This is a genomic window from Caldithrix abyssi DSM 13497, assembly GCF_001886815.1.
GTDB classification, from domain to species: Bacteria; Calditrichota; Calditrichia; order Calditrichales; family Calditrichaceae; genus Caldithrix; species Caldithrix abyssi.
Window position 1 is genome coordinate 3,443,750 of the sequence record NZ_CP018099.1, and the last position, 26,333, is coordinate 3,470,082.

Below are 26,333 nucleotides of genomic sequence, written 5' to 3' on the forward strand. Positions count from 1 at the left end.
TTATCTCTTATTTTTTAAACAGTAAGCAATAAAATCGTAATACACTTCCCAGCTATCTTTTCCGTAACCGCCTCCGGCCAGAACAATCAGCGGAATTCTTCGATCGCGCACTAAACGGTAAACAAAGAGATTCCGTTCCAGAATTCCCTGGCGCGTTAGTTTCATGTCGCCTATGGCGTCTTTTTCATACACATCCGATCCGGCAACATAAAACACAACCTGCGGTTTAAAGGATTCCAGCACAGGCGGCAGTTCTTTTTCCAGAATGGTCATGTAAGTAGCGTCATCGCAGGCATGCGGCAGTAGAATATCCAGATTATGCGGACGGTCGATCTCCACCCACGTATCGCCATGCATAGAAAAGGTAAATACATCGGCATCATCCTTAAAGTACAGCAGCGTTCCGTTACCCTGATGGTAATCGAGATCAATTACCATAAAACGTTTAGCGCGTTGGAGTTGCCGGAATTTTTCGATGGCAATGGCAATATCGTTAACCAGACAAAAGCCTTCCGCTTTATCCGGATGCGCATGATGGTAACCGCCGCCCAGATTAAAGGTGGGCACATTATTTTTTAAAGCGTAGGCCGTTGCCAGCAAGGTGCCGCCGGTAACCGCACGGTAATATTCCAGAATAGATTCATAAAACAGGTTCACCGCATCCAGTTTTAGAATATTGCTAACATACTGCGGATTCTGCAGTTTTCTTAAATATTCATCTGTGTGAACCAGACGTAATTCTTCGTATTTGCACAAATAGGGACGCAAAATATTTTTACGCGTGAGCAATTTTTCTTCAACCAACTTATCGCGAATTTTTTTAAAACGCATGATGTCAAACGTTTGATGATCGCCCACGGAAGGCAATCCGTAAATATAATCGGAAGAGTACACCACGCGGGCATATTCTTTACGAAGCAAATTCAGGATTTTCAAATCTCGCCTGCCCAGTTTTCGTTAAACATGCGTACAATGGCATCCGGATGGGAAGTTAATTTTAGAATTTTCAAAAGTTTTACATACGCCGCTTCCACGGTCATCTGCCCGATGCTCTGCGCTCCGGCTTCCAGCGCCTGCCGCCCGCATTCATACAGCGAAAGGTCCACCCTGCCCTGGATGGATTGCGTGCCGATAAAAACCGGAATATCGCGCTTCATCGCAGCCTTGATGAAAGACAACCAGTCGGGCTCAGGAAATGGCAGGTTGCCAGAACCAAAGCCTAATAATAAAAGCGCCTTAATGTTCTGATCGAATAAAGAATAAAAATATCCGGGCGACATGGACGGCTGAATGGTCAGCACAACCGCCTGCGGATAAAATCCCGGCAGATGAAAAACAGGGCCTTCGCTCTGCAATAATCGCGAATGATCGATATCGATGGTCACGCCAATTTCACCAAGCGGAGGAAAATTGGGCGACTCAAAGGCGTGGTAACTTTTGACGCTGATCTTTTTGGTGCGATTGCCGCGAAAAATACGCTGATTAAAAACGATCAAAACCTCTCTCAAATCCATGGTCGAAAGTTCGACGGCATCAATCAAATTTAAACGCGCATCCGACCGATATTGCGAAAGCGGCCTTTGCGATCCGGTTAAGATGACGGGCTTGTTCAAATTTCGCAGCGAAAATGACAACGCCGAAGCTGTGTATGTCATGGTATCCGTGCCATGAATGATTACAAATCCATCGTACCTATCCCAGTGCTCGTAAATTAATTGGCTCAACAAATCCCATTCCTCTATGCCCACGTTGGAACTGTCTTTGTTGAATGGCGTCAGCACGTCGATCTCAGCCAGGCGCGATATTTCGGGCACCATATTGATGATATGGTTCTGCACCCTGGCTGGAGCCAGAGTTTGATCCGGTTCCACCGGCACCATGCCAAACGTACCGCCGGTGTGAATAAGTAAGATTTTTTTCATCTCTTTTCCATTTTCAGATTAATTCATTAAAAAACTTAATTTAAGTGGAAATGATAGATCAGATCAAATAATTGTTTTCCGCCAGCGTTTAAATCGCCCCCGATTCGTATTCCCCTTTTAACGGAAACTCTTGTTTTAATTAACAACAATGGCTGCAAAAGAGGCAAAAAATATTTTAGATTAAAAATAGTTTTTGTTTCTCTTAATCGCCCTCGCCCTTCGATCCCTTTCTCCCAGAACAAAGTCTGGGTAGAAGGGGAAATTGAGCATTAGTTGTTATTTCCAACGGTGTAAGTGATTCCTGCGTTGGCCAGTTTCGCGCAAAAGCAGGAAGAAATGCCAGGCCGGTGACCAATCAATTTTGAACCATGATTTACTTGATTTCTGGATTTTCATGATTTGCTTTTTGTGTCTACAAAATTTCGCCTTAAAATTAAGCGTAAACGTTCACTAGTAAAAAAAGTCAAGTTAATCCTGTAATCATATTAATCAAGGTTCAAAAACTATCTCTAAACATCCAAGGCAGTACAGCCGCAACCAAAATCAACCGTAACGTGCGCAAAGTAATTTTCTCGCAGATTACGCCAATAATCGCAGAAAAAGATTAAACAAATTATTTTGAGAGAAAAGTTAAGCAAAGCGGCACAATTGCTCCCGGGGGTGTCCCAAAAGAGAAATTAAATGTATAATTTTTTAAAATCATGAAAAATCTTACATTAGCCCTCACCCCCTGCCCCCCTCTCCCGAAAATCGGGAGAGGGGGAATTAAAGGGGGTGAGGGAAAGAAAAAATTTATAAAAATACATTGTCTTTGACTTTTGGGACACCCCCGGGCTGCCACGCAAGTGGTGACCTTCGTCAGGGGATGAGTTTTAAAAGCAGCGTAAAAATTTTCGCACGCTAAGGCACCAGATCTTGCGAAAGAAGTATCCTAAAAACACGGGACAGAAAAAAAATCGAGGCTCAGCTAGAGCGGTGTTATGGCATTTTGTTAAAAGATTGCCCACTACAATAGGTTAATAAGCCACCACCACCGTAGTTTTAGCTTCCTGTAAAATACCATTGGCGTCGTCGATCATCTGGGCAAAAACGATGTAAATGCCCATGCGCATCCTCTTTTTGTGCGCGTCTCGCCCGTCCCATACAATCGCCACATCCTGCCCGCTAAACTGATTTTCCGTCAACGAACACACCTGCCGCCCCAGCATGTCAAAAATCAACACACGCACACGCGCCGTTTGCGCCGGAACCTGCAGCGAAAGCACCGTAAAATCTTCGTGCCCGTCGCCATCCGGCGAAAAGGGATTGGGCTGCGCCTCTAATTTTAATTGGGTATGGCGTACACTGGAAAAAATCGAATTTTGTTTACCTGGCGTTCCGTTTTTAACGCACGGCGCCCAATTGCGCCCCAGCCGTGCATCCAGTTGCGGATTAATACGCTCCAGAGAAGGTTTGCGGTATTCTTCGCCCATCAACCAATCCACGGTGTATGGCGCTTGCTCTACCCAGCCGCCCCACGGTGGAATCAAAAAAATCACATCCTCATCATTATTTAAATGCGGAAACCCCTGCCCCACATAAACCACGGAATCAGGCAGATCGTAAATCTTAAAAATGGCTGAGTCGGCGGCAACAACCATGTAAGAACGAGCGGGCAGAACTAAATTCCGATCAATGACAAGCGTATCTTTTAAATCGGCAATGGCCCAGTTGTTAAGTAAAATCTTTTGATCTGAATCGTTGTACAGTTCGATCCACTCCGGTTCTTCTTCCTGCGTCAAAAACTTGATTTCGTTGATAACCAGCGCCTGTTGGGTATCCATTACCACCAATTTTTGCATGGCCTGATTATTGCGCGCATTCTGATCCAAATCGCTCAACAGCTCCGCTATCAAACTCAGCTCGCCGCTCATTTCCATGCGCATTTCAAAAAGCAGGCTATCGCCCTGGCCGGGGTCCAGCCCGACTTCAAGCTGCCGCTCAAAAACAATCGGTTCCAGAATTTCCAGCTTCTGGTTGCCGTTTAAGTCCAGAAAGCAGCGAAACGTCGCTCGGGCATGGAATGCCTGGGTTCCGGCGTTAAAGTATTTCAGTTTTACCTGAACAATCTGCCCCTTTTGAAGCATGGACTGCGGCAAAACCGTAAGACCTTCGCCAGCAAAAGCCAGGTCAAAATCCCGCGGCGAAACCGAGTTTTTGAACCCCGGCGTGCCGCCGACCGTTATACTGTTTGCCCAGTTGCCCTCAACTTGTGCGCTGCACAAAATGATCTTTTCGTCGGAATAACCCGGCGAGTTATCCACCGAATAGCGGTACGCGTCGATCTCCCGTCCGCCGGCATCAATCAGCGTCAACCTTTCCGGCCTGGTATTTGCCAGGCCTCCACTTCCAAATGCGCCGTCGCTGATTTTAAGAATAAGCGCCTCTGGTGGAATGATTGAATCGTAGGTGGTGGAATTTTCGAAGTAGCTGCCGTCCAGAATGACCGCAAACTGGCCGGGATGTAACAACAAACCATAACCGGCATCCTCTAAATCATCTGTGCCCGTGCTGTCGCTGAACTGCCAGCCCGTTAAATCTACCGCTTCGCTCGAACAGTTGTACAGTTCCACGAACTCGTCGTGGTAATCTGCGCCCTGCACATCAAACATCACCTCACTGATCACCACCTGGGCGCGTAATGTTGGCCATGAAAGAAAAACCAGCAACAATGTGGCAACCCCCGGCAAGCATCCGGGCAAGAATCCATTTTTCAGGACTTTAATGTACGGCACACTCATGTCATAAATTTAATAATAATCGCAGATAAAACAATGGCGAACGCAATTTGGCGCGATTGTCCAGGTCATTGAACATGGTTGAAAAAGTTTCTTGCAAATGTGGATTGGAATTGATTCGCTTAATAACAAAGTTGAACAGCCAGCGAATACGCACCAGCTTCTGGAGCGTGGCGCTTAAACTCAACTCGCTCCACATGCGATCGTACACCTCAGCATCGTAGCGTTTTAAAGCTCTGGCAGAAAAATCGCCCGCTTCCAGAAATTGCGGAATCAATCGGGCGGCGATGCGCGCGCTGAACATGGCGTTGCCAATGCCCTCGCCCGTAAAAGGATCGATTAAAGAACCGGCATCGCCTACAAGCAAATAATTATCGCCCGATAACGGGTGTTTTACCGTTCCCAGCGGCAGGCCCCAGCCCTTAATTGGATCGATCATCCGGGCATTTTTAAAGCGTTCTTTAATGGTCGGATTATTTTCGATGGCGCTCAACATAATCTTTTTAATATTGAGCTTTCGCTTTTTAATATCGCTGGACAAAATGCCCACGCCCACATTGGCCTGGTTATTGGGCAACGGAAATATCCAGAAATAACCGGGTAAACACTCTTCCAGAAAATGCAATTCGATAAAATTTTGCGGATGCAGGTCGGCCACATTTTCATAGTAGGCGCGCAGACCGGCGTAATAATAGGGACGCTGCATTCTGTAGCCCGCTAATTGACGGGCCACAACGGAACGATCGCCTTCGGCGGCCACAAGCAGTCGCGTGCGCGCTGTTAGCGCCTTGCCGTTTTGCGTTAAGTGCAAAATGAGCGCCTGCCCTTCTCGCTCCACCTTTTTCAGCTCGGTTCTTAAAAAAACTTTTGCAATAGAATGATCTATTTTAGAAAAGAGGAATTGATCAAAATGAATGCGTTTGCTGATGAACCCCGGCGCGCGTTCGGGGAGCGATTGATTAATCCTGAACGGCAAATCAATGGCCTCCCCGTTTGGCGCCACAAAACGCACGCCCCAACTATCTAAAAAATGCGCCTCATCGGCTTGCATTTCTTCGATCCATTTCGGATTCAACTCTTCGAGCACGCCGACCACCTTGCCGCTTAAACCGTCGCCGCAAATTTTATCGCGCGGGAATTCGGCTTTATCGATGATCACATGGGCAATATTTTGTTTGGCCAGAAAGAGAGAGGCGGTACTTCCCGCAGGTCCTGCGCCCACAATGGCAATATCTGTATCGAATAACATGATCTTTAACTCCGTAACTTGTTCTGGTTTTGTTTCATATTAACATCGCTTCGGGGATGAAAGGTCTGGTATTCCTGCATCAAAAAGGTTCGATCGATGTGCGTGTAAATTTGCGTGGTGCTGATATCGGCATGGCCCAACATCTCCTGCACAGCGCGTAAATCGGCGCCCCGCTCCAGAAGATGGGTGGCAAACGAGTGGCGGAAAGTGTGCGGATGGATTTCCTTACGGATTCCGGCGCGCTCAACATATTGTTTGAGAATTTTCCAGAACCCCATCCTGCTCAGGGCGCCGCCGCGGACATTTAAAAAGAGGACGCCCTGCGAACGGTTGTAACGATCTAAGGTGGGCCTTGAACGATCGATGTACCTTTGAATCCAGTTCAGAGCCGTACGCGCCACAGGCACCAGCCGTTCTTTGCGCCCCTTACCGAAAATACGTACGAATTCTTCCTTCCAATAAATGTCGTTTAAGGTCAGATTAAGTAATTCAGAAACGCGCAGTCCGCAGGCGTAAATGGTTTCCAGCATGGCGCGGTCTCGCAGGCCAAGATAATGTTTCACATCCGGCATTTCAATTAATTTTCGCACTTCCTCATAGCTCAGAACAGAGGGCAAACGACGGGCTAACTTTGGCCGGTCAATGGTTTCCGTGGGGTCCGCTTCCATGTAATTTTCGGCCAGTAAAAAACGATAAAAGCCGCGGATGGATGAAAGATTGCGCGCCACACTGCTGGCTGAAAGCCCCATTTCGCTGAGCAGCTGAATTAGGCGTTGCACATGCGCCGGTTTTACTCTGGTGGGCGAATCCACTCCCACCGTTTTTAAATAGGTTAAAAATCGCCGTACGTCGCGCAGGTAGGCATCAATGGAATTGTCTGTTAAATTTTGTTCAAATAAAAGATAAGATTTATACTGTTGGAAAAGATCATTCATCCCGGGATTCTTTTTTATTTTCGTCCAGCAGCGGTTCGGTTAACGACAGAGCCAGTCCGGAAAGCATCACCTCCGGGGCCAGTTTTTCAAAATCTCCGGAAAGCAGTTCGCGCTCTACATTCGTAAAGATAGAGCAAGCGGCCTGCTTTTCAACCACAATGCCAGAAAGCCGACCGTTGTATTCCGCAAAGAAGGTTACCTCCCCCAAAAAGTCGCTGGCTACAAATCCATCACAAAAATGAAGCTGGGCATGGGTATTATTGGTGTAAATAGAGACCAGATTACCCGTCCGATGCCCTATTTTAATCTGGGGGTAGATTTCAATACTCAATTTGCGGTGTTCTACCGGATTCATCAGAACAGCGCGGTATTGATTGCCGCGTTTTGCAAATTTTGTTTCGAGTACCTTTTCTATTTCGGCCAGTTTTTTTTCATCAAACTTAAATTTCATAATCCACTCCAAATTGCCTTTTTGCTACGCCCACAATTTACGCAAAATTTTCCAACAAGTTGGTAATTTTTAACGGGGAACGATAAAAAAACGGCTCGCCGTATTCAACGCCAATCAAATTGCCATAAAACCTGGCGCGCACTTCAATCGATTGCCAGAACTTAGCCGTGCTGATGTATGTTTCTTGCTGTCCGTCGCTCTTTTCACCGGAATAAAATTGACTTTTGTAAGCGCGCAGCCCCATTAACTTGGTCTTAAAAAATTCGCTGATGTCCACAATAAAAGTAGGTTGTTCCACATGATGGCTGAAATAATAGATAATGCCTTTAGGACGATGCGCTTTCTGCCCGTCTTCAATTCTGACCAGACCGGCGTAAAAACAGCTCTCTGTAATCAACTTTGAAGCATGTTCATGATCCGGATGACGATCCTGCTCGTAAGGCGCAAGAACCAGTTTCGGCTGAAACTTACGTACGAAATAGATAATCTTTTGTCTGTTTTCCGGATTCAATGCGATGTTACCGTCAGAGATGCCGACATTTTCACGAATATGCACCCCTAAAGTAGCAGCGGCAACTTGCGATTCTTTATGACGCAGTTTAGCGTTACCGCGCGTTCCCAACTCGCCGCGCGTCAAATCCACGATACCCACGCGACAGCCCTGATCGACCAACCGCGCTATGGTTCCGCCGCAAAACAGCTCCACATCGTCGGGGTGTGTGCCAAAAGCCAGTACGTCTAACTTCATCGAATTGTTCATCGAATAAACGCGCCTTTTTTGCTGAATATTTTTATATTAATAGCAAGTATATGGAATTTTTAAAAAAAAGACAACAGTCATTTGTGCAGAAAAGATATCCTGATAGGAGCAATGTTTTTGCAAGTTGTGTAAAAAGTAGAAAAAAAATGACCACAAAATACGCAATGAATTAAAAACGGCGCCTTAATCAATCTTCAGCTTTGATCTTGCTTTTCATCGCATCGCTCTTTACTTTTTTTAAGTGTCTTAAAACCGAGCTGATTTTCAGAAAATAATCATCATAATCAAGCGCCTTTTCCAGATAGTAGATGGCCTTATCAAGATCACAATAGAGATAAAGCATGCCAATCATCAAGGCCTCACGCGGATTTATTCCTGCTTTCTGCTCCGTATTTTCCCACTCCTTTACCATCTGCGGGCATGGGCAATCATCCCAGTAAGGATCGGTATTAATAATGATGCCCGGATCTTGCTGCACCAATTCAAAGAACAGTTCGAATGCCTCTTCCAATCGCCCCACGGCACAGTAACAAATAATCATCTTTTTTTGAATGGCCACATGATGATTACCGCGCGCTACCTCTTTTTCAAAAATGGGCAGGGCCAGATCAAATCTTCTTGCAATAAAATATCTGTTCGCTAACATCTCTGACATGGTTCACCTCTGACAAAAAATGGTCAAAAATCATGCCACACGAAAAATGTCGGTGGTATCAAGTATTTACCTCTTTTCCGCATAAAATAACTGAAACAATTTATTCATCATTGAAACAATTGGTTTAGGTAAATGAAACACTTCAAGTCTCCAGCAAACCGTATTGCCTCATCTTGCGCCACAAAGTCGTACGCCCCATCCCCAGAATTTCTGCCGCTTTCGATCGATTCCACTTAACCTTTTCCAGAGTATGGCGAATGATCTGCGGCTCTGAAGTTTCTGGTAGGGATTGACTTTTGAATGTTTCAGCGCTTTCGCCAAGGCATTTGGTATTTAACCGAACATTGGGAGGCAATTTGGAAGCGTGAATGATATTCCCTTTTGTTCGGGCAAAAGCGTATTCGATGGTGTTTTCCAGCTCGCGCACATTGCCAGGCCAGGCATAACTTAACAATAAGTCCATGGCTTCGTCATCAATCTCTTTAATTTTTTTGCCGGTAAGCAGTGAAAACTTCTGCATAAAATAGCGCACCAGATGCGGAATGTCGCATTTGCGTTCGCGCAATGGCGGCGCATAAATGGGAATCACATTCAAGCGGTAATACAGGTCCTCTCTAAAGCGTCCTGCCATCATCTCTTTGCGAATGTCTTTATTGGTTGCGGCAATAATGCGCACGTTCACCTTGCGCGTCACCGATTCTCCCACGCGCTCAAACGTGCCCTCCTGCAAAACACGCAGCAGATGGACCTGCATTTGCAAAGGCATTTCGGCAATTTCATCCAGGAAAATGGTTCCGCCGTCTGCCATTTCAAACCTTCCTACGCGATCTTTCACGGCGTCTGTAAAGGCGCCCTTTACATGGCCAAACAATTCGCTGGCCAGAAGGTCGGGAGGAAAAACCGAACAGTTCACTTTAATAAAAGGTTTGTCTCTGCGCTTGCTGGTTTTTTGAATGGCGTTGGCGATGAGCTCCTTACCCGTACCCGACTCTCCCTGGATTAAAACGCTGGAATCGGAGTCCGCCACCTCTTCGATTAAATCGTAAATCTCCTGCATCGATTTGTGCGTGCCAATGATGCCATGAAAATTGGTGCGTGAAAATAAATTCTTGTGGATTTCTTCCAGATGAGTTATGTCGCGAAAACTGATCACACCGCCGATCGGTTCGCCGTTTTCTTCGCGCAGAACGGCTGCGTTTAGCTGAACTTTAAGTCTTCGACCGGAAGCATGGGTCATTTCGTTTTCTAAATCGAATACATTCTTGTTATCCTCAAGCACCTTTTGAATCGGACATTCGCCTAAACAGCGTACCGTCCGGAAAACATTCTTACAAAAATCTCCCAGAACTTTTTCTCGCTTAATGCCCAACAACCGTTCGGCCGCACGATTTATGGTCTGCACGCGAAAATCCTTATCAACTGTAAAAAGGCCTTCGCCTAATGAATCCAGAATGACTTCGGTAAATTTTCCGTTTTGAATTTTGGACCTCATGTTTCACCTCTATGAAACATTTGAAATAATTTGTTTCAAAATTTAAATAAGCTTTTTTTTAAATACAAATAATTTTGAGAAACATTTCCCATTACTAAATAAATCCGGAAGAAGGGAGGTGTTTAAGAGTGTATGAGGTTATTAATTGAATGGTGAATGATTGATTTAATAATCCCTGAGGGATGATATGATTATAGCGAAACCGTTTCAACGGTTTAAGCAATGTACATTGGAACACTATTCTTCAGAAACAGGCTCTTTCCTTCCATTCAGAACGCCTACCTCTCTGCCACAAATCCCGAACACTGCTGAAAAAAAACTACCCACAGGCGAACGTCCCCCTCTCCCACACTTTTATTCTGGGAGAGGGAGAATGAGAGGTTGGGTGCTACTACAGGAAACAAGAAACTATTTTTAATTTTAGACATTCTTTGCGCCCTTTGTGACTTCTTTGTGCGCTCTGTGATTACTTAAATCCCTGTGAAAATGTTTTTGGTTGCGGCTGTGCTGCCATAGTTAAAGAAATAAGAGAAAGTAAAAAGGCAGGCCGCAATCATCAGCTCTGGCGCACAAAAGACGCACATGGGAATGTAGGCGCTATCACTGAAGATTTTCTTCCTTTTTGCCATTTCAAAGATTTTGTTTTCGGCGTTAATGCTTTGCGTCACATCGCGATTACGTAAAAAAAACGTAATATAACACTTTAAATCAAATTCAAATGAAAACATCTCAGGTTAAATAGTTATTAGAGGAGGAGTTTATGATTGATTTAGCAAAGGGCATTGAACTATTTGAAAAGGGCAAGATAAACCAGGCAGAAAAACATTTTAAGAATATATTGGAAAAGCAAAAAGAAAATCCGGAAGTCCATTTTTATCTGGGGAGAATTGCCTTTCAAAAAGATCAATACGACGCCGCCATTTCATATTTTGAAAAAGCGATTGAGTATAACCCCGAAGAAGCCCGCTATCACGAAATGTATGGCGAAACCCTGGGCTTAAAGGCGCAACAGGCGGGCATGATTAAAGGCGCCATGATGCTGCGCAAGGTAAAAGCCGCCTTTGAAAAAGCGCTGTCCCTTAATCCGGAGAGCCTGATGGCCAGAGAAGGCCTGTTCATGATTAACCTGTTTGCACCCGGCGTGGCCGGCGGCGACGAAAAAAAAGCCATGGAATTGTTTGAGTTGATTAAAAAACAAAATGCCACGCACGGACACATGGCACAGGCTTTAATTCACCTTAAAAACAACCGCCTGGAAGAAGCAGAAAAAGAATTCGAGCTGGCCGTGCGTCAAAACGGCAATGATCGTGAGATATTGATGCGCAGCGCAAGATTTTTCTTGCAACGAAAAAAATACGATAGAGTGCTTGAAATTGCCGATCTTTACATTCAACACTTCCCGGACGATCCCCGCGGTTACCAGTTAAAGGGCGAAGCCTATTTAAGTGAGGACAATGCAGACGAAGCATTGAACTGGTTTAACCTGGCCATTGAAAAGGATGACCTGTTCTTTAACGCCTATTTTCACCGCGCTAAAGTATTTTTAGCCAAAGGTAAGTCCGAAATGGCTCAAAAAGACGTCGATTTCATTTTAAACCATCCCGAAGCTTCGAAAGAGTTTAAGGAACGGGCTAAAAAATTAATGAAGTGACCTTATGGGCCTGCCCCATAGGTTAAAATTTGCAAAACGTTTTTACGTTATCGTTCAACTTGATCGACTTCCTCCTTTATGAAAAAGAGGGGGAGGTTGAGTATATATTTAAAAAACCCATCTTTTCCTGCCCTCTTCCTTTCTAAAAAAAGGAAAAGGGCGTTTTACTCTTTTCTGGAGATTTCCTTATACACGCTTTTTTTCTGGCTTTGCACGTTCTGTTTCGCTAACTTTCAGCCATGATGAAATTTAACTCGTTATTGGCCGTCGCTTTGTTTATTTGGTTTTACTTCTGCGGGCCTCAATTGGCTTTTGCGGACTTTGTGCAGAGCGTGCATATCAAAGGAGAAATTCCCGTCCCGGAAAAGCAGCTGTTAAAAACGTTAGAGATGAACAGCGGTTCGGTCTTTTCGCCTTCTCTGTTGGCGCACAAAGAAAAAGAACTCCTCCGTTATTTGATGCGCAGGGGATACCTGCAGGCGCGCGTTGATTCGGTAAGCGTACACAGTGCGGCTGGGGATTCTACGCGTAAGATTATTACCTTTTTTGTGAACGGCGGGCCTGAGTTCCGCATGCGCAAAACAGTCGTTAAAAGCGATTCCATTGCTGCCACAGAATATGAGAAGGTCATGGAACTTAAAACGGGGCGCCTGTTTGATCAGGATGTTCTGCAGAAAGACTTAAAAAGCATGCTGCGTCTGGCCGCCGACCGCGGCCACCCTTTTGCTCAGGTGGAGGTAGAAAAGATTAATACAGAAAGCGCTAACGGCAGGGGCGAGGTGGATTTACAGATTAGAATAAGAGAAGACCGGACGATTTTCATCAAAGATGTTGTTTTTAACGGCTTGCATTACACCCGGCCAGAAGTCGTTTTAAGACAAATCCTTTTTAAGCCGGGCATGCGCTTTAGTCAGAGCTGGCTGAATAAAATCGAAGAACGCATTCAAAGACTTCAATTATTTGAACAAATAAGCCCGCCGATGATGGCGCGTGTGGCCGAAGACAGCGTTTTGATCATCATGAAACTGGAAGAAGGCAGCGCCACCTCGTTCGACGGCGTGGTGGGTTATGTGCCGCCGCCGGCCAACGACACCAATGCCCGCGGCTATTTAACCGGATTGATCGAACTTTCGTTCAGAAACTTACTGGGCAGCGGCCGTAAGTTTAAAATCTTCTGGGAAAAAACAGACCGCCTTTCGGAAAATTTCAACTTTAAATATCTGGAACCCTGGCTGCTCAATTATCCCATCGACGCCGGCCTGGGATTCAGTCGTGAAGTTCGCGATACGCTGTACATTGCCTACGACCTGCAAACCACCACTCAATTTAACTTTAACGAGATGTTTTCTCTTTTTATTAATTTTAATCGTCATTCGGTCAATCCGGATTCTCTGGCCTCGTACGAGCTGGGCCTGGCTAAAAACCGAACGTACGGACTGGAAATCGGCATTCGATACGACACGCGCGATTATCCGTTCAATCCGCGGGCGGGTGTTTTTTATCAGAGCAGCTACACATACGGCCTTAAGCAAAATCTGGGCCCTGCTGCGCTCATTGAACGCGACAGCTTACAGAAAAGAGTTGGCCTGAACAGTCTGAGTTTGCAGGTCGAATGGTATCGCCAGCTCTTTAAACTTCAGGTAATCGCCCTGCAATTCCATTTAAAAAGGATTAAAGGATCGCATTTACAATTGAGCGACTATTTCTGGTTCGGCGGCAGCGGCTCGGTGCGGGGCTATCGGGAGCGGCAATTTAACGGTTACCTGGTAAGCTGGTTAAATGTGGAATATCGTTTTATTACCGGCCGTAATGCCAGAGTGTTTTTATTTACAGACTTCGGTTATTACAAAACCATCATTCAAAACATGGAACGGGAAACTTCGATCAGAGGTATGGGGATTGGATTGAGGTTTAAAACGCCAATGGGCATTATGGGCGTGGACTACGGTCTGGCGCAGGGCGAAAGCTTTCGACAGGGGAAAATACATGTGCGTCTGACCAGCCAGTTTTAAACAACCATTTTTTGGCAGTTTGATGTCGATTTCGTAAATTATTCTTTTTCAGACGATGGAGCGAAAGGGAGAAAGTCGCGGTGGAACAGGAAGAACCACGAATCGAAGGCCTTAAAGCTTTCTGGAATACCTTAAAAATCCGCTTTTATGAAGTTTCCGATAAAGTGATTCATGCGGTTAATATTTCGCTGTTTTTTGTGAGCATAGCGGCTTTGGTTAGCCTGGCGCTGGAATATGGCTTTTACATCTCTCCGCAAATGGAACAAATTATCGAACGCGTCAACATTGTTATTGTGCTCTATTATGTGTTGCAGTACTTTGTTAAACTGCTTTTTACGTTAGAAAAGCTGGAGTACATCCGCACGCACTGGTTCGAAAGCGCCCTGGTGCTTTTAATCATTACAGAAGCCAGCCTGGTATTGCACGAATTGGGCCTGTCGCAGTTTCAAAATTACCTTGTGGATCTTAACGTTAAAGCTTTAACGCGTTTGACAATTGTGGGCGCCCAGGTGGTGATTATTTTGACCATCATCAGCGGCGCGGTGCGCTTAAATCGCAGAATTGCCTATTTGCGTTTTCATCCGGCGCAGACGTTGATGCTAAGTTTTTTTATTGTCATCGTTCTGGGCACTCTGCTTTTAAAGCTGCCCAGAGCCGTGGCTCCCGGTCATCAGTTAAGCTGGCTGGATTCTCTGTTCACGGCCACCAGCGCCACCTGTGTTACCGGCCTGATTGTGGTGGACACGGGAACGCACTTTTCCATGTTGGGCCAGTTGATTATTCTCACCTTAATTCAGATTGGCGGGCTGGGCATTATGACCATCTCCAGCTTTTTTGCCCTGTTTTTAGGGCGGGGGATGGCCATCCGCGAACGCATCATGCTGCAGGAGATGTTAAACGTGGAGCGGCTGGACGCCATCACGCGGCTGGTGAAAGGCGTTATTTTAATCACCTTTTTAATGGAAGCGCTTGGCGTTGTGTTGCTGTTTTTTAGCTGGGATCTGCCGCAGTGGAGTGTCGGGCAGCGCCTCTACCATTCGGTCTTCCATTCCGTGTCGGCCTTTTGCAACGCGGGCTTTTCACTTAACAGCGATTCGCTGATGTCATTTAATCAAAATTATCCGGTGATGCTGACCATTGCCCTGCTGATCATCGTCGGCGGCCTGGGCTTTGTGGTGATGATCGACTTAACGCGCGGGCGAATTTTCGAATATTCACCTAAAAAAAGGGTGCATCGTTATTCCGTCCATACGCGCCTGGTTTTAATCATTACGGGCGTACTGCTGATTGCAGGGACCGTTTTGTTTTTACTCATTGAACCGTTTGAAGGGAGCTGGACTTTTAAAGCGCTCAACGCCTTTTTCTGTTCGGTGACGGCGCGAACAGCCGGCTTTAACACGGTGGATATTGGCCATTTAACCACTTCTTCGGCGCTGCTTTTAATGCTTTTGATGTTCATCGGCGCCTCGCCGGGCTCAACCGGCGGCGGCATTAAAACCACCACGCTGGGCATTTTGATTGCCAGTTTTATTTCTATCATTCGCGGAAAGACGCGCATCGAATTGTTCAGGCGTAGCATCTCGTTTACCATTTTGAATCGTGCGCTGGTCGTCTTTGCCTTTGCCATTTCGTTCATCATGCTCTCTTCTTTTTTGTTGAGCCTGACCGAACAGGCGGATTTTTTAAATCTATTGTTTGAAGAAATTTCGGCCTTTGGCACGGTGGGACTTTCCAGGGGCATCACGGCTGGTCTGAGCAGCTGGGGAAAACTGATTATAATCGTATCCATGTTTGTAGGGCGCGTGGGCGTTTTAACGCTGGCCTTTGCCATTACCACGCCACGCGAACACTTACGCGTGGAATATCCGGAAGAAAAAAATGTAATGGTTGGATAAGAAAATAAGAGAGGTAAAAATGAATAAATTTTTGATTATTGGTCTGGGGATTTTCGGCCGGGAGCTGGCCGTCAGCCTGATTGAAAAAGGGGCGGAGGTGATTGCCGTGGATCAAAAGATGGAGCTGGTGGAAGAGATTCAGGATCAGGTCACCTATGCCATTCGTCTGGATGCCATGGACGAGCGGGCGTTAAGCAGCATTGGCCTGGAAGAGATTGATGTGGGCGTGGTTTGTATTGGCGAGGACTTTGAGTCGAATTTGTTAGCTGCGGTGCATTTAAAGAATTTTGGCGTTAAAACAGTCATCGCTCGCGCCTCTAATCCGACACAGGAAAAGATATTAAAGGCCGTTGGCGTGGACCTGGTCATCACACCGGAAATGGAAGCCGCCGAGCGCCTGTCATATCGCTTAATGCATCAAGGTCTGTTAGATGTGACCTTTATTGGCGGTGGAACAGTGGCCGCTAAAATAAAAGTCCCCGAGGTTTTTGTGGGCAAGACGCCGGCCGAATTACAGTTGCGCTCTAAGTTTGGCGTGAATTTAATCGCCATCCACACTCCGCAGCTCAGCAAAGATGGCCGACAGTTACCGCCCATTGTCAACAACAATCCCGACGCCAACACGGTTTTTAAAGAGGGGGACATTATGGTGTTGATTGGCAGCCATCGCGACTTGCAGAAGATTTCCCGACTGCAGAACAAGTAGTGGTTGTAGGCAAAAGGGGCGGAATCCAAATGACAGGCGGACGATGAAGGGGATTCTTCACTCCGCTGCTGCCCCGTTTAGAATGACAGGCTGATGTACATTCAACCATTCAACCAATTAACCATCCTCCCCCGCTCTAGAGCATAATACTTTTAAAGAAAACATTCCAAAAAAGTCTAATATTTTTTGAAATAAAATAAATAATTCATTATCTTGAAATAGATTTAATCCTTTTAGTTTCGCCAAAAATTTTATTTTATAGAAAAGTTAGCTCTAAAAAAGGTGGCATGTCATTTCGAACGAAGAGAGAAATCTTATAACTCCAATGAAAACAATCTATTTTTTGAAGGATATTCTTACTGGAATCGCAAAAAAATACCTGTTTAGAGTGAACTTATAGAATATTTTTCATTTTTTTATAAAAATAAGATGGAGGATTTTATGTTTTCTCTAAGAATGCTTATTTTAACAATTTTTTCTTTTTTTATTTTACACTCCTGTGGTGGGACAAACAAACTGGGCGTTAAAGATATCATGGAAAAGGCCAGTCTCACGGAGCTCCCAACTCAGGATGACTTTCCCGATGATGGCGGAGTCATTCTGTATGAAAATTTCTATGACCGGTTGTATCTGAATTCCAATTATGATGTAAGAGTGGAAAAGCAAGTTCAACGGGCAATCATCTATTTTAATGATAAGGCGGAAGCGTGGACTCATCATGTAATCTACTTAGACGATCAATCCATATTACTGGATTTTACGGCTTACACGCAGAAACCAAATGGTGAAATCATCTATTTAACAAAAGAAGATTTACATCCAACCCACGTGAATGAAAGTTTGCAAAAGGTTTCTCACGAAAAATCTTTACGATTTGTTTTTCCTGGCGTTGAGCCAGGAGCCATTTTATACTATGGTTACACCATCAATCGCAAAGGCTTTTTTTCGGGAGATTATTGGTTTATTGAATCGGGCCTGCCTAAAATTTACAGCAGATTTAATTTTGAAATTCCGAGAATCTTTTTCCGCTACAATTATGACTGGAATTACTCTTCTTTCAATTTTGCCATAGAAGAGCCCACGGTTTACAAAAACATTGTTAATCAAAAATCACGTAAAGATGCCAGCATCATAGTTTACTGGGAAAGGCGGGACATTCCCGCACTGGAAAAAGAGCCATTTTCACCGCCATATTTTGATATAGCCAAATATGTTAGTGTTGACCTAAAATATGATAGCTGGAATGAACTGGGTAAATTTTATTACCATTTGATTAAAGACTATGTAAACCATTCGGATCATGGGGCGGTTAAAAAACTCTCTGATGAGATTTGCGCAGGCGCTACTACTCAGCGTGAAAAAATTGACAGAATATTTCAGTATGCGCAAAGGGAGTTTCGTTACCTGGCTTTTGATTTTGGGGAAAGCGGAATTATTCCTCATACTTTTTCGGAGATTGTCAGAAACAAATAAGGCGATTGCAAAGATATGTCCATTCTACAGATCAACCTGTTGAAAGCTCAGGGCATAAAAGCATTTCCTGCGCTGGTGGCGACAAAATCACGAACGCTGGACAAACCATTTTTTATTTCATTAAAGAATTTCGATCACATGATTGTTTATGTACAGGCAGACAGCGGCAAAGTATTCTGGTTAGATGCTACTGGCGACATCTGTCCATTAGGTGAAATTTATCCTTCAATCGAAGGTCAGCATGCTCTGGTATTGTTTGATAAGGGCAAGGCAAAATTTAAACGTATCCCTCCAAGCAAATGTACAGATAATGTTATAAGAAGAATTGTTAACCTGACTCTGGACGGTAATCAAAAAATTTCTGGCAATGCAAAGATTACTTACCAGGGAAATCCTAATATCAGAATACGTAGCCGCTTGCGAGAAGCCAGCGACGAAGATTTTAACAAGTTTATCAAAAGCTATGTTAACTCACATGCCGGCGATATTGCCATTTCTAATCTTCATTATGATGATCCATCTCATTTTGAACACGAAATGCATATCGAATTTGAACTCAGTAAAGATAATTTTGGCAGCAAATTAAATAAATTGGTTGTTTTTAATCCCGCTATTTTTAAGGTGGAATCAGATTTAAACAAACTGGTTGATGAAGAACGTAAACACGCCATTTACCTTGGCACTCCTGTAACCATAGTGGACGAAGTTCATATCCGTTTTGATCCGACTCAATATAATGTGGAGGGCCTGTTTAAAACCATCAGTTGTTTTAAACCTTTTGGTTCCTTCTTGTGTAAAGTGAAAAAGGCAGAAGAAGGTCATATTGTTTACCAGCGTACTTACAAATTATCTAAAGGTCTTATTCCGAAACAGGCCTATTCGGATTTAAAAGAGTTAGAAAAAAGTATCGCATACGCTTCAGAACAAAATTTGGCATTGAAGAAACTTTAGATCACACATCAGATAAAGGGGGGGGATGGTTAATAAATATGATGGCTCGGGGCAGCGCCCCGGGCCATTTTTTCACCGCAGCATTGAGCGTTCTGAAAGAGCGCTCCGTTTTTCTCTTATTTCAGAACGGAAATGTAATGTTTCAGATGGAATTGGATTTTTCTATGCAGACGGGGAATGAAGTAAAACCTTGACTATTTTTTCTCAACAAAAAACGAAATCGTAAGCTTTAGTTCATCGTCTGGATGCCTCATCATCTCTATTCGATGCCCTATTTTCAATTTGTTTTCTTTTCAGGCTAATTCCATATTTTTTAAATTTTTTGTACATGTTCGAGCGGTCGACGCCTAATATTCTGGCTGTTCGTTGAACATTCCAGTTGTTTTGTTCCAGCATGTACGAGAGATATTTATATTCAAAGGTTTCCAGCGCCTGATGCAAATTCAAATAGGAAAAATGTTCGCTGTCCAGTATTTTATTCCAGAATTCCGGGTTGATATGGTTAATGCGTAAATAGTCATCCATATTAATTTCTTCATTTTCGGCAAAGACCACTAATCGCTCAATCGTATTTTCCAATTCTCGCACATTTCCTGGCCATGGACGATTTTTTAGAACAGATTCTACTAAATGGTGCACACGTAAAACAGGTTTATTAAGTTCTTTACTATATTTCTGCAAAAAGTAGTAGGTTAAAGGTAAAATATCCTCCTTGCGCTCTCTTAAAGGGGGGATATGGATATGAATGACATTTAAGCGGTAATACAGGTCTTCGCGAAATGCTCCCTTTTTAATCATCTTTTCAATATTCTTATTGGTGGCGGCAATAACGCGTACATCAATGGTTTGTGGAAAGGGCTCGCCAATAACCTGAATTTTCTTTTCTTGCAAAACATTGAGCAGCTTAGCCTGCATGTTAACATCCATATCGCCAATTTCATCTAAAAAGATCGTGCCTCCATCGGCAGCCAGAAACTTCCCTTTTTGATCTTTAATAGCGCCAGTAAAGGTGCCTTTTTTGTGACCGAACAATTCGCTTTCCAATAATTCTGAAGGAATGGCGGCGCAATTGGTGATGATAAACGGTTTGGACTTTCGCGCGCTCTGGTAATGAATGGCCCTGGCCACCAGCCCCTTACCCGTACCGCTTTCACCGGTAATCAACACCTTGCTTTCAACCTCGGCTGCTCTCCGGATCATTTTTAGAACCCAGCGAATGGCGGAACTCACGCCAATAATCTGAAAATTCTTTTGCAGCTCGCGATAAAAAAATTGATTTTCTTCTAACAACCGAAACTTATCTATGGCATTTTGGATGGTATTTAATAGACGGCTGCTCTCGACTGGCTTTTCAATAAAATCATAAGCCCCAATTTTAAGCGCCTCCACGGCAATATTGATCGTGCTCTCTCCTGAAATCATAATAACAGGAATCGAGCTATTTTCTTTGCGGATGGCTTTTAACACATCAATACCACTCATGGCCGGCATTTTAACATCTAATAGCACACAGTGAAAAACCTGATCGGAAATAAGTTGAAATACCTGAGTGGGATTGCCGATGGTTTGCACGTTATATCCATGAGTTTCTAAAAATCGTTTGGTAGTGCGCAAAAAAATCGGATCATTGTCCACAATCAATACTTTGCTGGATTGCATTATTCCCTTTCCAGGCTTAATTTAAATCTTTTTCGCTCACTTCTCTTTTTAATGGCAACAAAATACGAAACGTTGTACCTAAATTCTGTGCACTAAAGACCTTTATTTCACCTCCATGATCCTCTATTATCTTTTTTACGATGGTCAGCCCCATACCACTTCCTTCTTTTTTATCCGTAAAATCGGGATCAAAAATATACATTAGTTTTTCCTTCGTGATTCCCATACCGTTATCTATTACTTCAATCTCGCAATAACGCTGGGGCTTTTGAGAGACTTCATCTTCAATTAATGAGCTGCGAATTATAATTTTTCCATTTTCGCCAAGAGCATCTAAAGCATTTTTAATCAAATTGTTGAATACCAATTCCAGCTGTTGGGGATCAAAATAAAAAGGGGGCATTTCCTCTTCAAACTCTACTTCGATCGTAAAGTTATTTTTCCAATAAGCTTCAAAATGGGCAATACTTTTATTAATACATTGATGAATATCGGATAACTGAAATCTGGGTTTTTCCAGATTAACAAATTTCAAGAAATTACGCACAATGTTGGTAATACGTTTGACTTCATGACTCAGGATATCAAGGTCTTCAATTAAAATATTCTTAGGAGGCATGGTATGCTTCTCGAGAGAATCTTTAACCGTTCGAACGCCAACTTCAATATTTGATAAGGGGGTTTTAATATCATGGGCTAATTTTTTGATGGTATTGGTCCAGATTTTGGTGCGTTCATCTACACCATCCGTTTCTTTTTCCAACACTTCCATATAATAGCCAACGACACACCCAGGCCATCCGCGGATTGGCGATATCGCAATGGCGCTCGCATTGCCATTTATGGATATTGATCGTTTAACTTCATTTTTCTCTTTCATAGCTTCCTCTAATAAAGCAAGGAGCTGCGCGTGATTTTCCAGTTGTGATTTAATGGGTTTTCCTTTTTCAAATACTTCTTTTAAATTGAGTTTCTTAAAAAACGCCATATTGTGTAACAACACTCTTCCCCTGTCGTCCGTTATTAATATTCCCAATTGGTTGATTTTTTGAATGATCGAATGCGCATTCCATCGTACAACGAATTGAATCCCGTTAGAATTTAGAAAATGCAAAAATAATACCAAGCCTATCCATAAGCCCAGGGCCAACAAAAACTTTCTATTTTTGTACAGGGGATAAGCCATGAAAGTATAAAATGCCCGGCTCCCATCCGTCGATAGATGTATTTTTTTGTTGTTTTCCTTTCCATCTGCTTCGATGGAAACCAGGGGCAAAGTTTTACCTACGTTGGTCACACTTTGAGCCAATAAGTTTAAATTTTTATCGAATACTAACAGCCGAAACGGTATGGTAGCCAGCAGCTCTTTTTGTCCGTCGTGATCCAGATCGACCACCGTGTAAAAAGAAATACGATCCTTAAATTGTTTCTCACAAAGTAATTTAAAATGTTTATTGAAACAGAGCACTTTATTATGTTGATCTACAATAATAAATAGGACGGAATCATCCTGAAAACGAAAAAGATACGGAGTCCATTTATTGGCTATGGGAATCTCAAGCGATTTTAAAATTTTACCCTTTATATTTATTTTTAACAATCTGGCGGGTTCGTTGCTTTTACCGGTATCGCTGGCAAAGCCTAAAATGTATCGTTCATCGCCGTCTCTAACCCCCATACCCCTGAACGATGAGGTAAATCCGTATAACTTAATAGGTTGAAACAATGGTTGTAGTCTATCATCAAAAGCAAAAATCCAACTATAAAAGTCCGACTGGGGCGCTTCAGACGGGAAATTAGCGCCGGCATAGGTAGAGGCAATGATCTCTTTTTTCCCATCGCCATCCAAATCAAAAAAATCCATCCCCATTAATGCGGCATTAGTTTCATATTGATGAACGATCCTCTTTTGCTTAAAATCATAGACATAGATGCCTCTGGGGGAAAGACTATATCCGGACACCAGGGTAAAAACCAATTCTACCTGACCGTCATTATTTAGATCGACCACGGCGTGATGATTATAATAAATGTCCCAGGGTAATCCAATACTTTGAAGACTACGCTTTAAAAGGAATGATCGCTGAATAATAAATTTACCATGATTGTTTTCAGAATTTTTTACGTCGATGACCGTTAAAAACAACGAATCATTCTGTTGAATAAACAGAATGAGTTCATCAAAGTTATCACGATTCACATCGCCAAAATCAATCCACTGTTTTCTTAAATCTCTTTCAAAAGAACAAAAACCCGTAATAACCCATTCATTGATAATGGCGCCCGTATGTTTAATGACAATGATATGGCTGTGATTAATTTGTGGATTATACAAGGCCTGAATAACTTCGCTGTAGCCATCTTTATCAAAGTCGTGGTACAATTCAAGCATTCGATTTGCCGGATAATAGGTTGCTTCCAATTTATAATGCAAGGTTTTGCTGGCTATAAAATATACGATGAAGCCAGTGATAAGCACGGTGGGAATGGCAATCATCCTGAAAATAAAGTGCACAGAATGATTACGCAAAAAACTAACCATCATACGCGCCCCAATTTTATTTTCAATGACTCAAGGGAGTTTAACAATGTTGTTTTTCTACCACAGTAGAAATTTAAAAAAAATGGCAAAAATTGCCATTTTTTTTCAAAACGCCTTGAATTTGCGTCCCTTTTAATGTGGCATGCTTTTTGAAAATATTATATAAAACAGGGATGTTGGTTGAGATAAATCACAGATTTTAAATTTATAAAACTAATAAAAGGTGTAAAAAATATGCGGCGGATTGCCCTAATTTTGTCTGCCTATTTACTACTTGCATCTTGTTCTAAAAATCCAGGCGAGCCTGCAGATTCTGATGTGATCGTGCTAAATAACGATGTTACCATTCTCGAGGAGAGTGAACAAAACCTCATTGAATATGTTTCGTCTGAGAGAGATACAATAAAATTTAATTATTCCTCCTCATTATTAAAACGTTTTAAAAAGGAACATTTTATCATCGGTCAATGGCAGGCTGGTTTTGCTGTGAAAATAACAGAAATCAATTTAGAAAACGGGCAGATTGTTTTAATCACCCGTCCGGCTTCCTTAACAGAAATATTTGAAAAATGTAAAGTAGACACAACCCTCCACCTCAGTCCGCAACAAGTGCAAAAAATTGAAACGCTTCGTAAGGGACTTCAGGTAGAACAGCCTTATGATGATCTATTTCAGGTAGAGATTAATGATGTTACTCTTTATGATTTAGATGGAGATGAATATACTACTCATGATCAATTAAAAGCGTCCGGCCACTATTCCTTTGGTATCGACTTAGATTTTAAGCTTAACATTGATAATTTCCAGCTTACTTACTTATTATTTAAATCGACCATAACACAAACCGGACAGTTGGACCTTTATCAAAATGTTAGCCTTCTGGATTATGAAAATAGAGTGGATCTGGTAAAGTATTACTTATCGCCGATTACAGTCACCGTTGGGCCGGTTCCTGTGGTCATTCAACCTGTTGTCCGTTTTGTGGTTGGTGCAGAAGCTAAATTTGATGTGCAGGTAACTTCAACTTTAATAAGACAGGAGAGTTTTACTTCCGGATTAGAATTTAAAAATGGTGTCTGGCAACAAATATCTAAAGCAGATAATCGTTTTGATTTTGAGCCACCGTCCTTATCGGCCAGCGGCCTTTTAAAAGGATATGCAGGGCCGCAGGTAGATTTAATGCTTTATGGCCTATTAGGCCCCTACATGTTGGTTGATCCTTATCTGGAATTAGAAGCAGATATCCGGCAAACGCCATGGTGGGCATTGAACGCAGGATTGGAAGTTGGCGTGGGAGTACATCTGGAACTATTTGACCAAACCCTGGCAGATGTTTTTTATCCTAAGGTAATTGATTTAAAAGAAACCGTTGCTTCCGCAACCACAGGGCCGCCGGAAGACAATACGCAACCCAGATTAATTGCCTATTATCCATTTAACGGCAATGCCAAGGATGAAAGCGGTTTCGGCAATGACGGAACCGTGTATGGCGCATCATTAACGAGTGATCGGTTTGGTAATGTCAATAGCGCCTATCGTTTTGATGGTTATAATGATTATATTGAAATCCCCAATTACGTGATGAACAACCTGTCAAAAGGTACGTTTTCGGCATGGATTAAAATGACTGAAATAAACCGACAAAATGGAATTATTGATAAAACAGAAACGTACAATACAAATTATTTCCAACTAATTGTCCATGATAATAATCAACTCCGCTTAAATATAGATGTACACTATGGCGAAACGTTACGACTTTATTCAAATAGTATGTTAGATAAGAATACCTGGTATCATGTTGTGGTAACCTGGGATGGAAATTACTGGCGGATTTATCTTAACGGTAAGTTGGATGCTCAAGCTACACGTGATCGTACCGTACCTGATGCTACACGTCCCATACTCATCGGGAAAGTGGATGGTAATAGAAGCCCAATGAAAGGCGCAATTGATGACATTCGAATTTATAATTATGTGTTATCGGATAATGAAATAAACAATTTGTATCATGAGAACGGCTGGTAAGCTTTAATACTTTAAAAACAACTTACTATTCAATTAAATAGGAGGAAGTATTAATGCGTTTCAAGAATTTATTGATGGTAGTAATCATAGGACTTGGTTTAACTCATGCTCTGGCAACAGAAACACGTGTTGGATCACTGGGAGGCACGGGATTTTTTATCAGGGATGAAACCAATATTTTCTATTTCCCGGCAACGATTAATCAATATCCTGGACTGGTCATTGGCGAACTACGAGCTAAAGGCGTTGACGATAGCTATTCTTTTGGCATTCATCTACCACTTACTAACGGTACTTTTGGAATCTACTTGAATGTACCCACTTACATCAATCCACCTGATTTTGCCAGCTGGGAACATGTACAAATGGCAAGAAAAATGATGCTTTTTTATGGTAGAAGGTTAAATACGCTCAATGTTGGATTTCACTTATCTTATTTATACGATAAATTTGATGGCGGCGATGATGGTGGTAAAGAATACAGCCTTTATCTCAGCTTTGGCGCAGGTATTTCCAGTGAACGGTTTGATATCGGTTTACGAGCAGAGTTCCCTCGAATGCGCCAAGAATATGATCGTGATAATACCACCTGGAGTGGATTCGGAATCGGACTGTTTGGAAGATATTTTCAAGAAATAAATCAAAAACTGACGTTTATACCCGCTCTCCACATCTTTTTAGAGCCGACCTCCATCATATCTAATGAAAAAGACCAGAGTTTAGACATGAACACGTTTAGATTAGGCTTTGGGCTGGGGGCCAAATACCAGGTCAACGAAAACAATTTTGTCATAATAGGAACCGAAATATTGGGTTATGATCGTCTCTTTTTTTCTTCTGAGTCAATCGATTCGACTAAAACTTCCATTGTTTTCCCGGGTATTTATGCTGGCATTGAATCCAGCCTAAAACGTTGGCTAAAAGTACGAGTCGGCGCAATACAAGTCTTTAAACGAGAAAGCCAATCGGAGGAACTTAATTCGCAAAGTTTTGAGAAAACAGCATATTATAGCGGGTTTAAAATGACGTTTGGCCTTGGCATTCTACTGGGAAATTTTCGTTTGGATGCTACTTTCAATGAAAGCTTATTATTTGAAGGGCCCAATATCCTGAACGGTTCCAATGTTCCACTGGCAAATAAAATTTCATTAACCTATTTATTTTAGAATAAAATG

Annotated in this window: 19 protein-coding genes; 8 read left to right on the plus strand and 11 right to left on the minus strand. The window is 42.9% G+C overall.

Annotated features, from left to right (window positions below; translation table 11 throughout):
- From Cabys_RS13430 to Cabys_RS13470, 9 genes are all read right to left on the minus strand, one after another.
- A complete protein-coding gene (locus Cabys_RS13430; RefSeq protein ID WP_006926627.1) occupies nucleotides 1–936 on the minus strand; it encodes a histone deacetylase family protein in 936 nt (311 codons plus the stop codon).
- Nucleotides 933–1,922 (minus strand): asparaginase, encoded by a 990-nt coding sequence (locus Cabys_RS13435; protein WP_006926628.1) that lies wholly within the window; start codon nucleotides 1,920–1,922, stop codon nucleotides 933–935. Before Cabys_RS13435 ends, Cabys_RS13430 begins: the two co-directional genes overlap by 4 nt.
- Nucleotides 1,923–2,938: 1,016 nt before the next feature.
- Nucleotides 2,939–4,633 (minus strand): lamin tail domain-containing protein, encoded by a 1,695-nt coding sequence (locus Cabys_RS13440; RefSeq protein WP_169313602.1) that lies wholly within the window; start codon nucleotides 4,631–4,633, stop codon nucleotides 2,939–2,941.
- 70 nt (nucleotides 4,634–4,703) lie between these two features.
- Complete coding sequence (locus tag Cabys_RS13445; protein WP_006926630.1) at nucleotides 4,704–5,948, minus strand: NAD(P)/FAD-dependent oxidoreductase; 1,245 nt, start codon at nucleotides 5,946–5,948, stop codon at nucleotides 4,704–4,706.
- A gap of 5 nt (nucleotides 5,949–5,953) precedes the next feature.
- Nucleotides 5,954–6,883 (minus strand): site-specific tyrosine recombinase XerD, encoded by a 930-nt coding sequence (gene xerD, locus Cabys_RS13450; protein WP_006926631.1) that lies wholly within the window; start codon nucleotides 6,881–6,883, stop codon nucleotides 5,954–5,956.
- Complete coding sequence (locus Cabys_RS13455) at nucleotides 6,876–7,334, minus strand: hypothetical protein (RefSeq protein WP_006926632.1); 459 nt, start codon at nucleotides 7,332–7,334, stop codon at nucleotides 6,876–6,878. The genes xerD and Cabys_RS13455 overlap by 8 nt, the downstream gene beginning before the upstream one ends.
- 37 nt (nucleotides 7,335–7,371) lie before the next feature.
- A complete protein-coding gene (bshB1, locus tag Cabys_RS13460) occupies nucleotides 7,372–8,082 on the minus strand; it encodes a bacillithiol biosynthesis deacetylase BshB1 (RefSeq protein ID WP_044281486.1) in 711 nt (236 codons plus the stop codon).
- A gap of 199 nt (nucleotides 8,083–8,281) precedes the next feature.
- Nucleotides 8,282–8,749: a tetratricopeptide repeat protein gene (locus Cabys_RS13465; protein WP_006926634.1), complete on the minus strand. Its 468-nt coding sequence runs from the start codon at nucleotides 8,747–8,749 to the stop codon at nucleotides 8,282–8,284.
- A gap of 142 nt (nucleotides 8,750–8,891) precedes the next feature.
- Complete coding sequence (locus Cabys_RS13470) at nucleotides 8,892–10,241, minus strand: sigma-54 interaction domain-containing protein (protein WP_006926635.1); 1,350 nt, start codon at nucleotides 10,239–10,241, stop codon at nucleotides 8,892–8,894.
- A gap of 760 nt (nucleotides 10,242–11,001) precedes the next feature.
- On the opposite strand from Cabys_RS13470, the gene Cabys_RS13480 reads away from it, so the two are divergent.
- The 6 genes from Cabys_RS13480 to Cabys_RS13505 all read left to right on the plus strand — a co-directional run bounded on the left by Cabys_RS13480 (nucleotide 11,002) and on the right by Cabys_RS13505 (nucleotide 18,929).
- Complete coding sequence (locus Cabys_RS13480; protein ID WP_006926637.1) at nucleotides 11,002–11,892, plus strand: tetratricopeptide repeat protein; 891 nt, start codon at nucleotides 11,002–11,004, stop codon at nucleotides 11,890–11,892.
- Between the two features lie 332 nt (nucleotides 11,893–12,224).
- Nucleotides 12,225–13,904, plus strand: a complete 1,680-nt coding sequence (locus Cabys_RS13485; protein ID WP_169833718.1) for a BamA/OMP85 family outer membrane protein — start codon at nucleotides 12,225–12,227, stop codon at nucleotides 13,902–13,904.
- Between the two features lie 80 nt (nucleotides 13,905–13,984).
- Nucleotides 13,985–15,799, plus strand: a complete 1,815-nt coding sequence (locus Cabys_RS13490; protein WP_006926640.1) for a TrkH family potassium uptake protein — start codon at nucleotides 13,985–13,987, stop codon at nucleotides 15,797–15,799.
- 19 nt (nucleotides 15,800–15,818) lie between these two features.
- Nucleotides 15,819–16,505 (plus strand): potassium channel family protein, encoded by a 687-nt coding sequence (locus Cabys_RS13495; protein WP_006926641.1) that lies wholly within the window; start codon nucleotides 15,819–15,821, stop codon nucleotides 16,503–16,505.
- Nucleotides 16,506–16,946: 441 nt separating this feature from the next.
- Nucleotides 16,947–17,978, plus strand: a complete 1,032-nt coding sequence (locus Cabys_RS13500) for a DUF3857 domain-containing protein (RefSeq protein WP_044280934.1) — start codon at nucleotides 16,947–16,949, stop codon at nucleotides 17,976–17,978.
- 39 nt (nucleotides 17,979–18,017) lie between these two features.
- The gene (locus Cabys_RS13505) at nucleotides 18,018–18,929 is read left to right on the plus strand and encodes a hypothetical protein (RefSeq protein ID WP_150109217.1); all 912 of its coding nucleotides are present in this window, start codon (nucleotides 18,018–18,020) and stop codon (nucleotides 18,927–18,929) included.
- Nucleotides 18,930–19,163: 234 nt separating this feature from the next.
- Here Cabys_RS13505 and Cabys_RS13510 read toward each other — a convergent pair whose 3' ends face one another.
- Together Cabys_RS13510 and Cabys_RS13515 are read right to left on the minus strand one after the other, a co-directional pair.
- The gene (locus tag Cabys_RS13510; RefSeq protein WP_006926642.1) at nucleotides 19,164–20,588 is read right to left on the minus strand and encodes a sigma-54-dependent transcriptional regulator; all 1,425 of its coding nucleotides are present in this window, start codon (nucleotides 20,586–20,588) and stop codon (nucleotides 19,164–19,166) included.
- 16 nt (nucleotides 20,589–20,604) lie between these two features.
- Nucleotides 20,605–23,133, minus strand: coding sequence for an ATP-binding protein (locus Cabys_RS13515; RefSeq protein WP_044280936.1), 2,529 nt, complete (start codon nucleotides 23,131–23,133; stop codon nucleotides 20,605–20,607).
- Nucleotides 23,134–23,364: 231 nt separating this feature from the next.
- Here Cabys_RS13515 and Cabys_RS13520 point away from each other — a divergent pair, with 231 nt between their 5' ends.
- Together Cabys_RS13520 and Cabys_RS13525 are read left to right on the plus strand one after the other, a co-directional pair.
- Entirely contained in the window at nucleotides 23,365–25,158 is a 1,794-nt protein-coding gene (locus tag Cabys_RS13520; RefSeq protein ID WP_006926649.1) for a LamG domain-containing protein, read from the plus strand.
- Nucleotides 25,159–25,211: 53 nt separating this feature from the next.
- A complete protein-coding gene (locus Cabys_RS13525; protein ID WP_006926650.1) occupies nucleotides 25,212–26,324 on the plus strand; it encodes a hypothetical protein in 1,113 nt (370 codons plus the stop codon).
- Nucleotides 26,325–26,333 lie beyond the last annotated feature (9 nt).

Bases quoted from the DNA above. Each gene is read 5' to 3' on its own strand.
- Cabys_RS13435 (WP_006926628.1), bottom strand. From the start codon at position 1,922: ATGAAAAAAATCTTACTTATTCACACCGGCGGTACGTTTGGCATGGTG.
- Cabys_RS13445 (WP_006926630.1), bottom strand. From the start codon at position 5,948: ATGTTATTCGATACAGATATTGCCATTGTGGGCGCAGGACCTGCGGGA.
- xerD (WP_006926631.1), bottom strand. From the start codon at position 6,883: ATGAATGATCTTTTCCAACAGTATAAATCTTATCTTTTATTTGAACAA.
- Cabys_RS13455 (WP_006926632.1), bottom strand. From the start codon at position 7,334: ATGAAATTTAAGTTTGATGAAAAAAAACTGGCCGAAATAGAAAAGGTA.
- bshB1 (WP_044281486.1), bottom strand. From the start codon at position 8,082: ATGAAGTTAGACGTACTGGCTTTTGGCACACACCCCGACGATGTGGAG.
- Cabys_RS13465 (WP_006926634.1), bottom strand. From the start codon at position 8,749: ATGTCAGAGATGTTAGCGAACAGATATTTTATTGCAAGAAGATTTGAT.
- Cabys_RS13470 (WP_006926635.1), bottom strand. From the start codon at position 10,241: ATGAGGTCCAAAATTCAAAACGGAAAATTTACCGAAGTCATTCTGGAT.
- Cabys_RS13480 (WP_006926637.1), top strand. From the start codon at position 11,002: ATGATTGATTTAGCAAAGGGCATTGAACTATTTGAAAAGGGCAAGATA.
- Cabys_RS13495 (WP_006926641.1), top strand. From the start codon at position 15,819: ATGAATAAATTTTTGATTATTGGTCTGGGGATTTTCGGCCGGGAGCTG.
- Cabys_RS13500 (WP_044280934.1), top strand. From the start codon at position 16,947: ATGTTTTCTCTAAGAATGCTTATTTTAACAATTTTTTCTTTTTTTATT.
- Cabys_RS13510 (WP_006926642.1), bottom strand. From the start codon at position 20,588: ATGCAATCCAGCAAAGTATTGATTGTGGACAATGATCCGATTTTTTTG.
- Cabys_RS13515 (WP_044280936.1), bottom strand. From the start codon at position 23,133: ATGATGGTTAGTTTTTTGCGTAATCATTCTGTGCACTTTATTTTCAGG.
- Cabys_RS13520 (WP_006926649.1), top strand. From the start codon at position 23,365: ATGCGGCGGATTGCCCTAATTTTGTCTGCCTATTTACTACTTGCATCT.
- Cabys_RS13525 (WP_006926650.1), top strand. From the start codon at position 25,212: ATGCGTTTCAAGAATTTATTGATGGTAGTAATCATAGGACTTGGTTTA.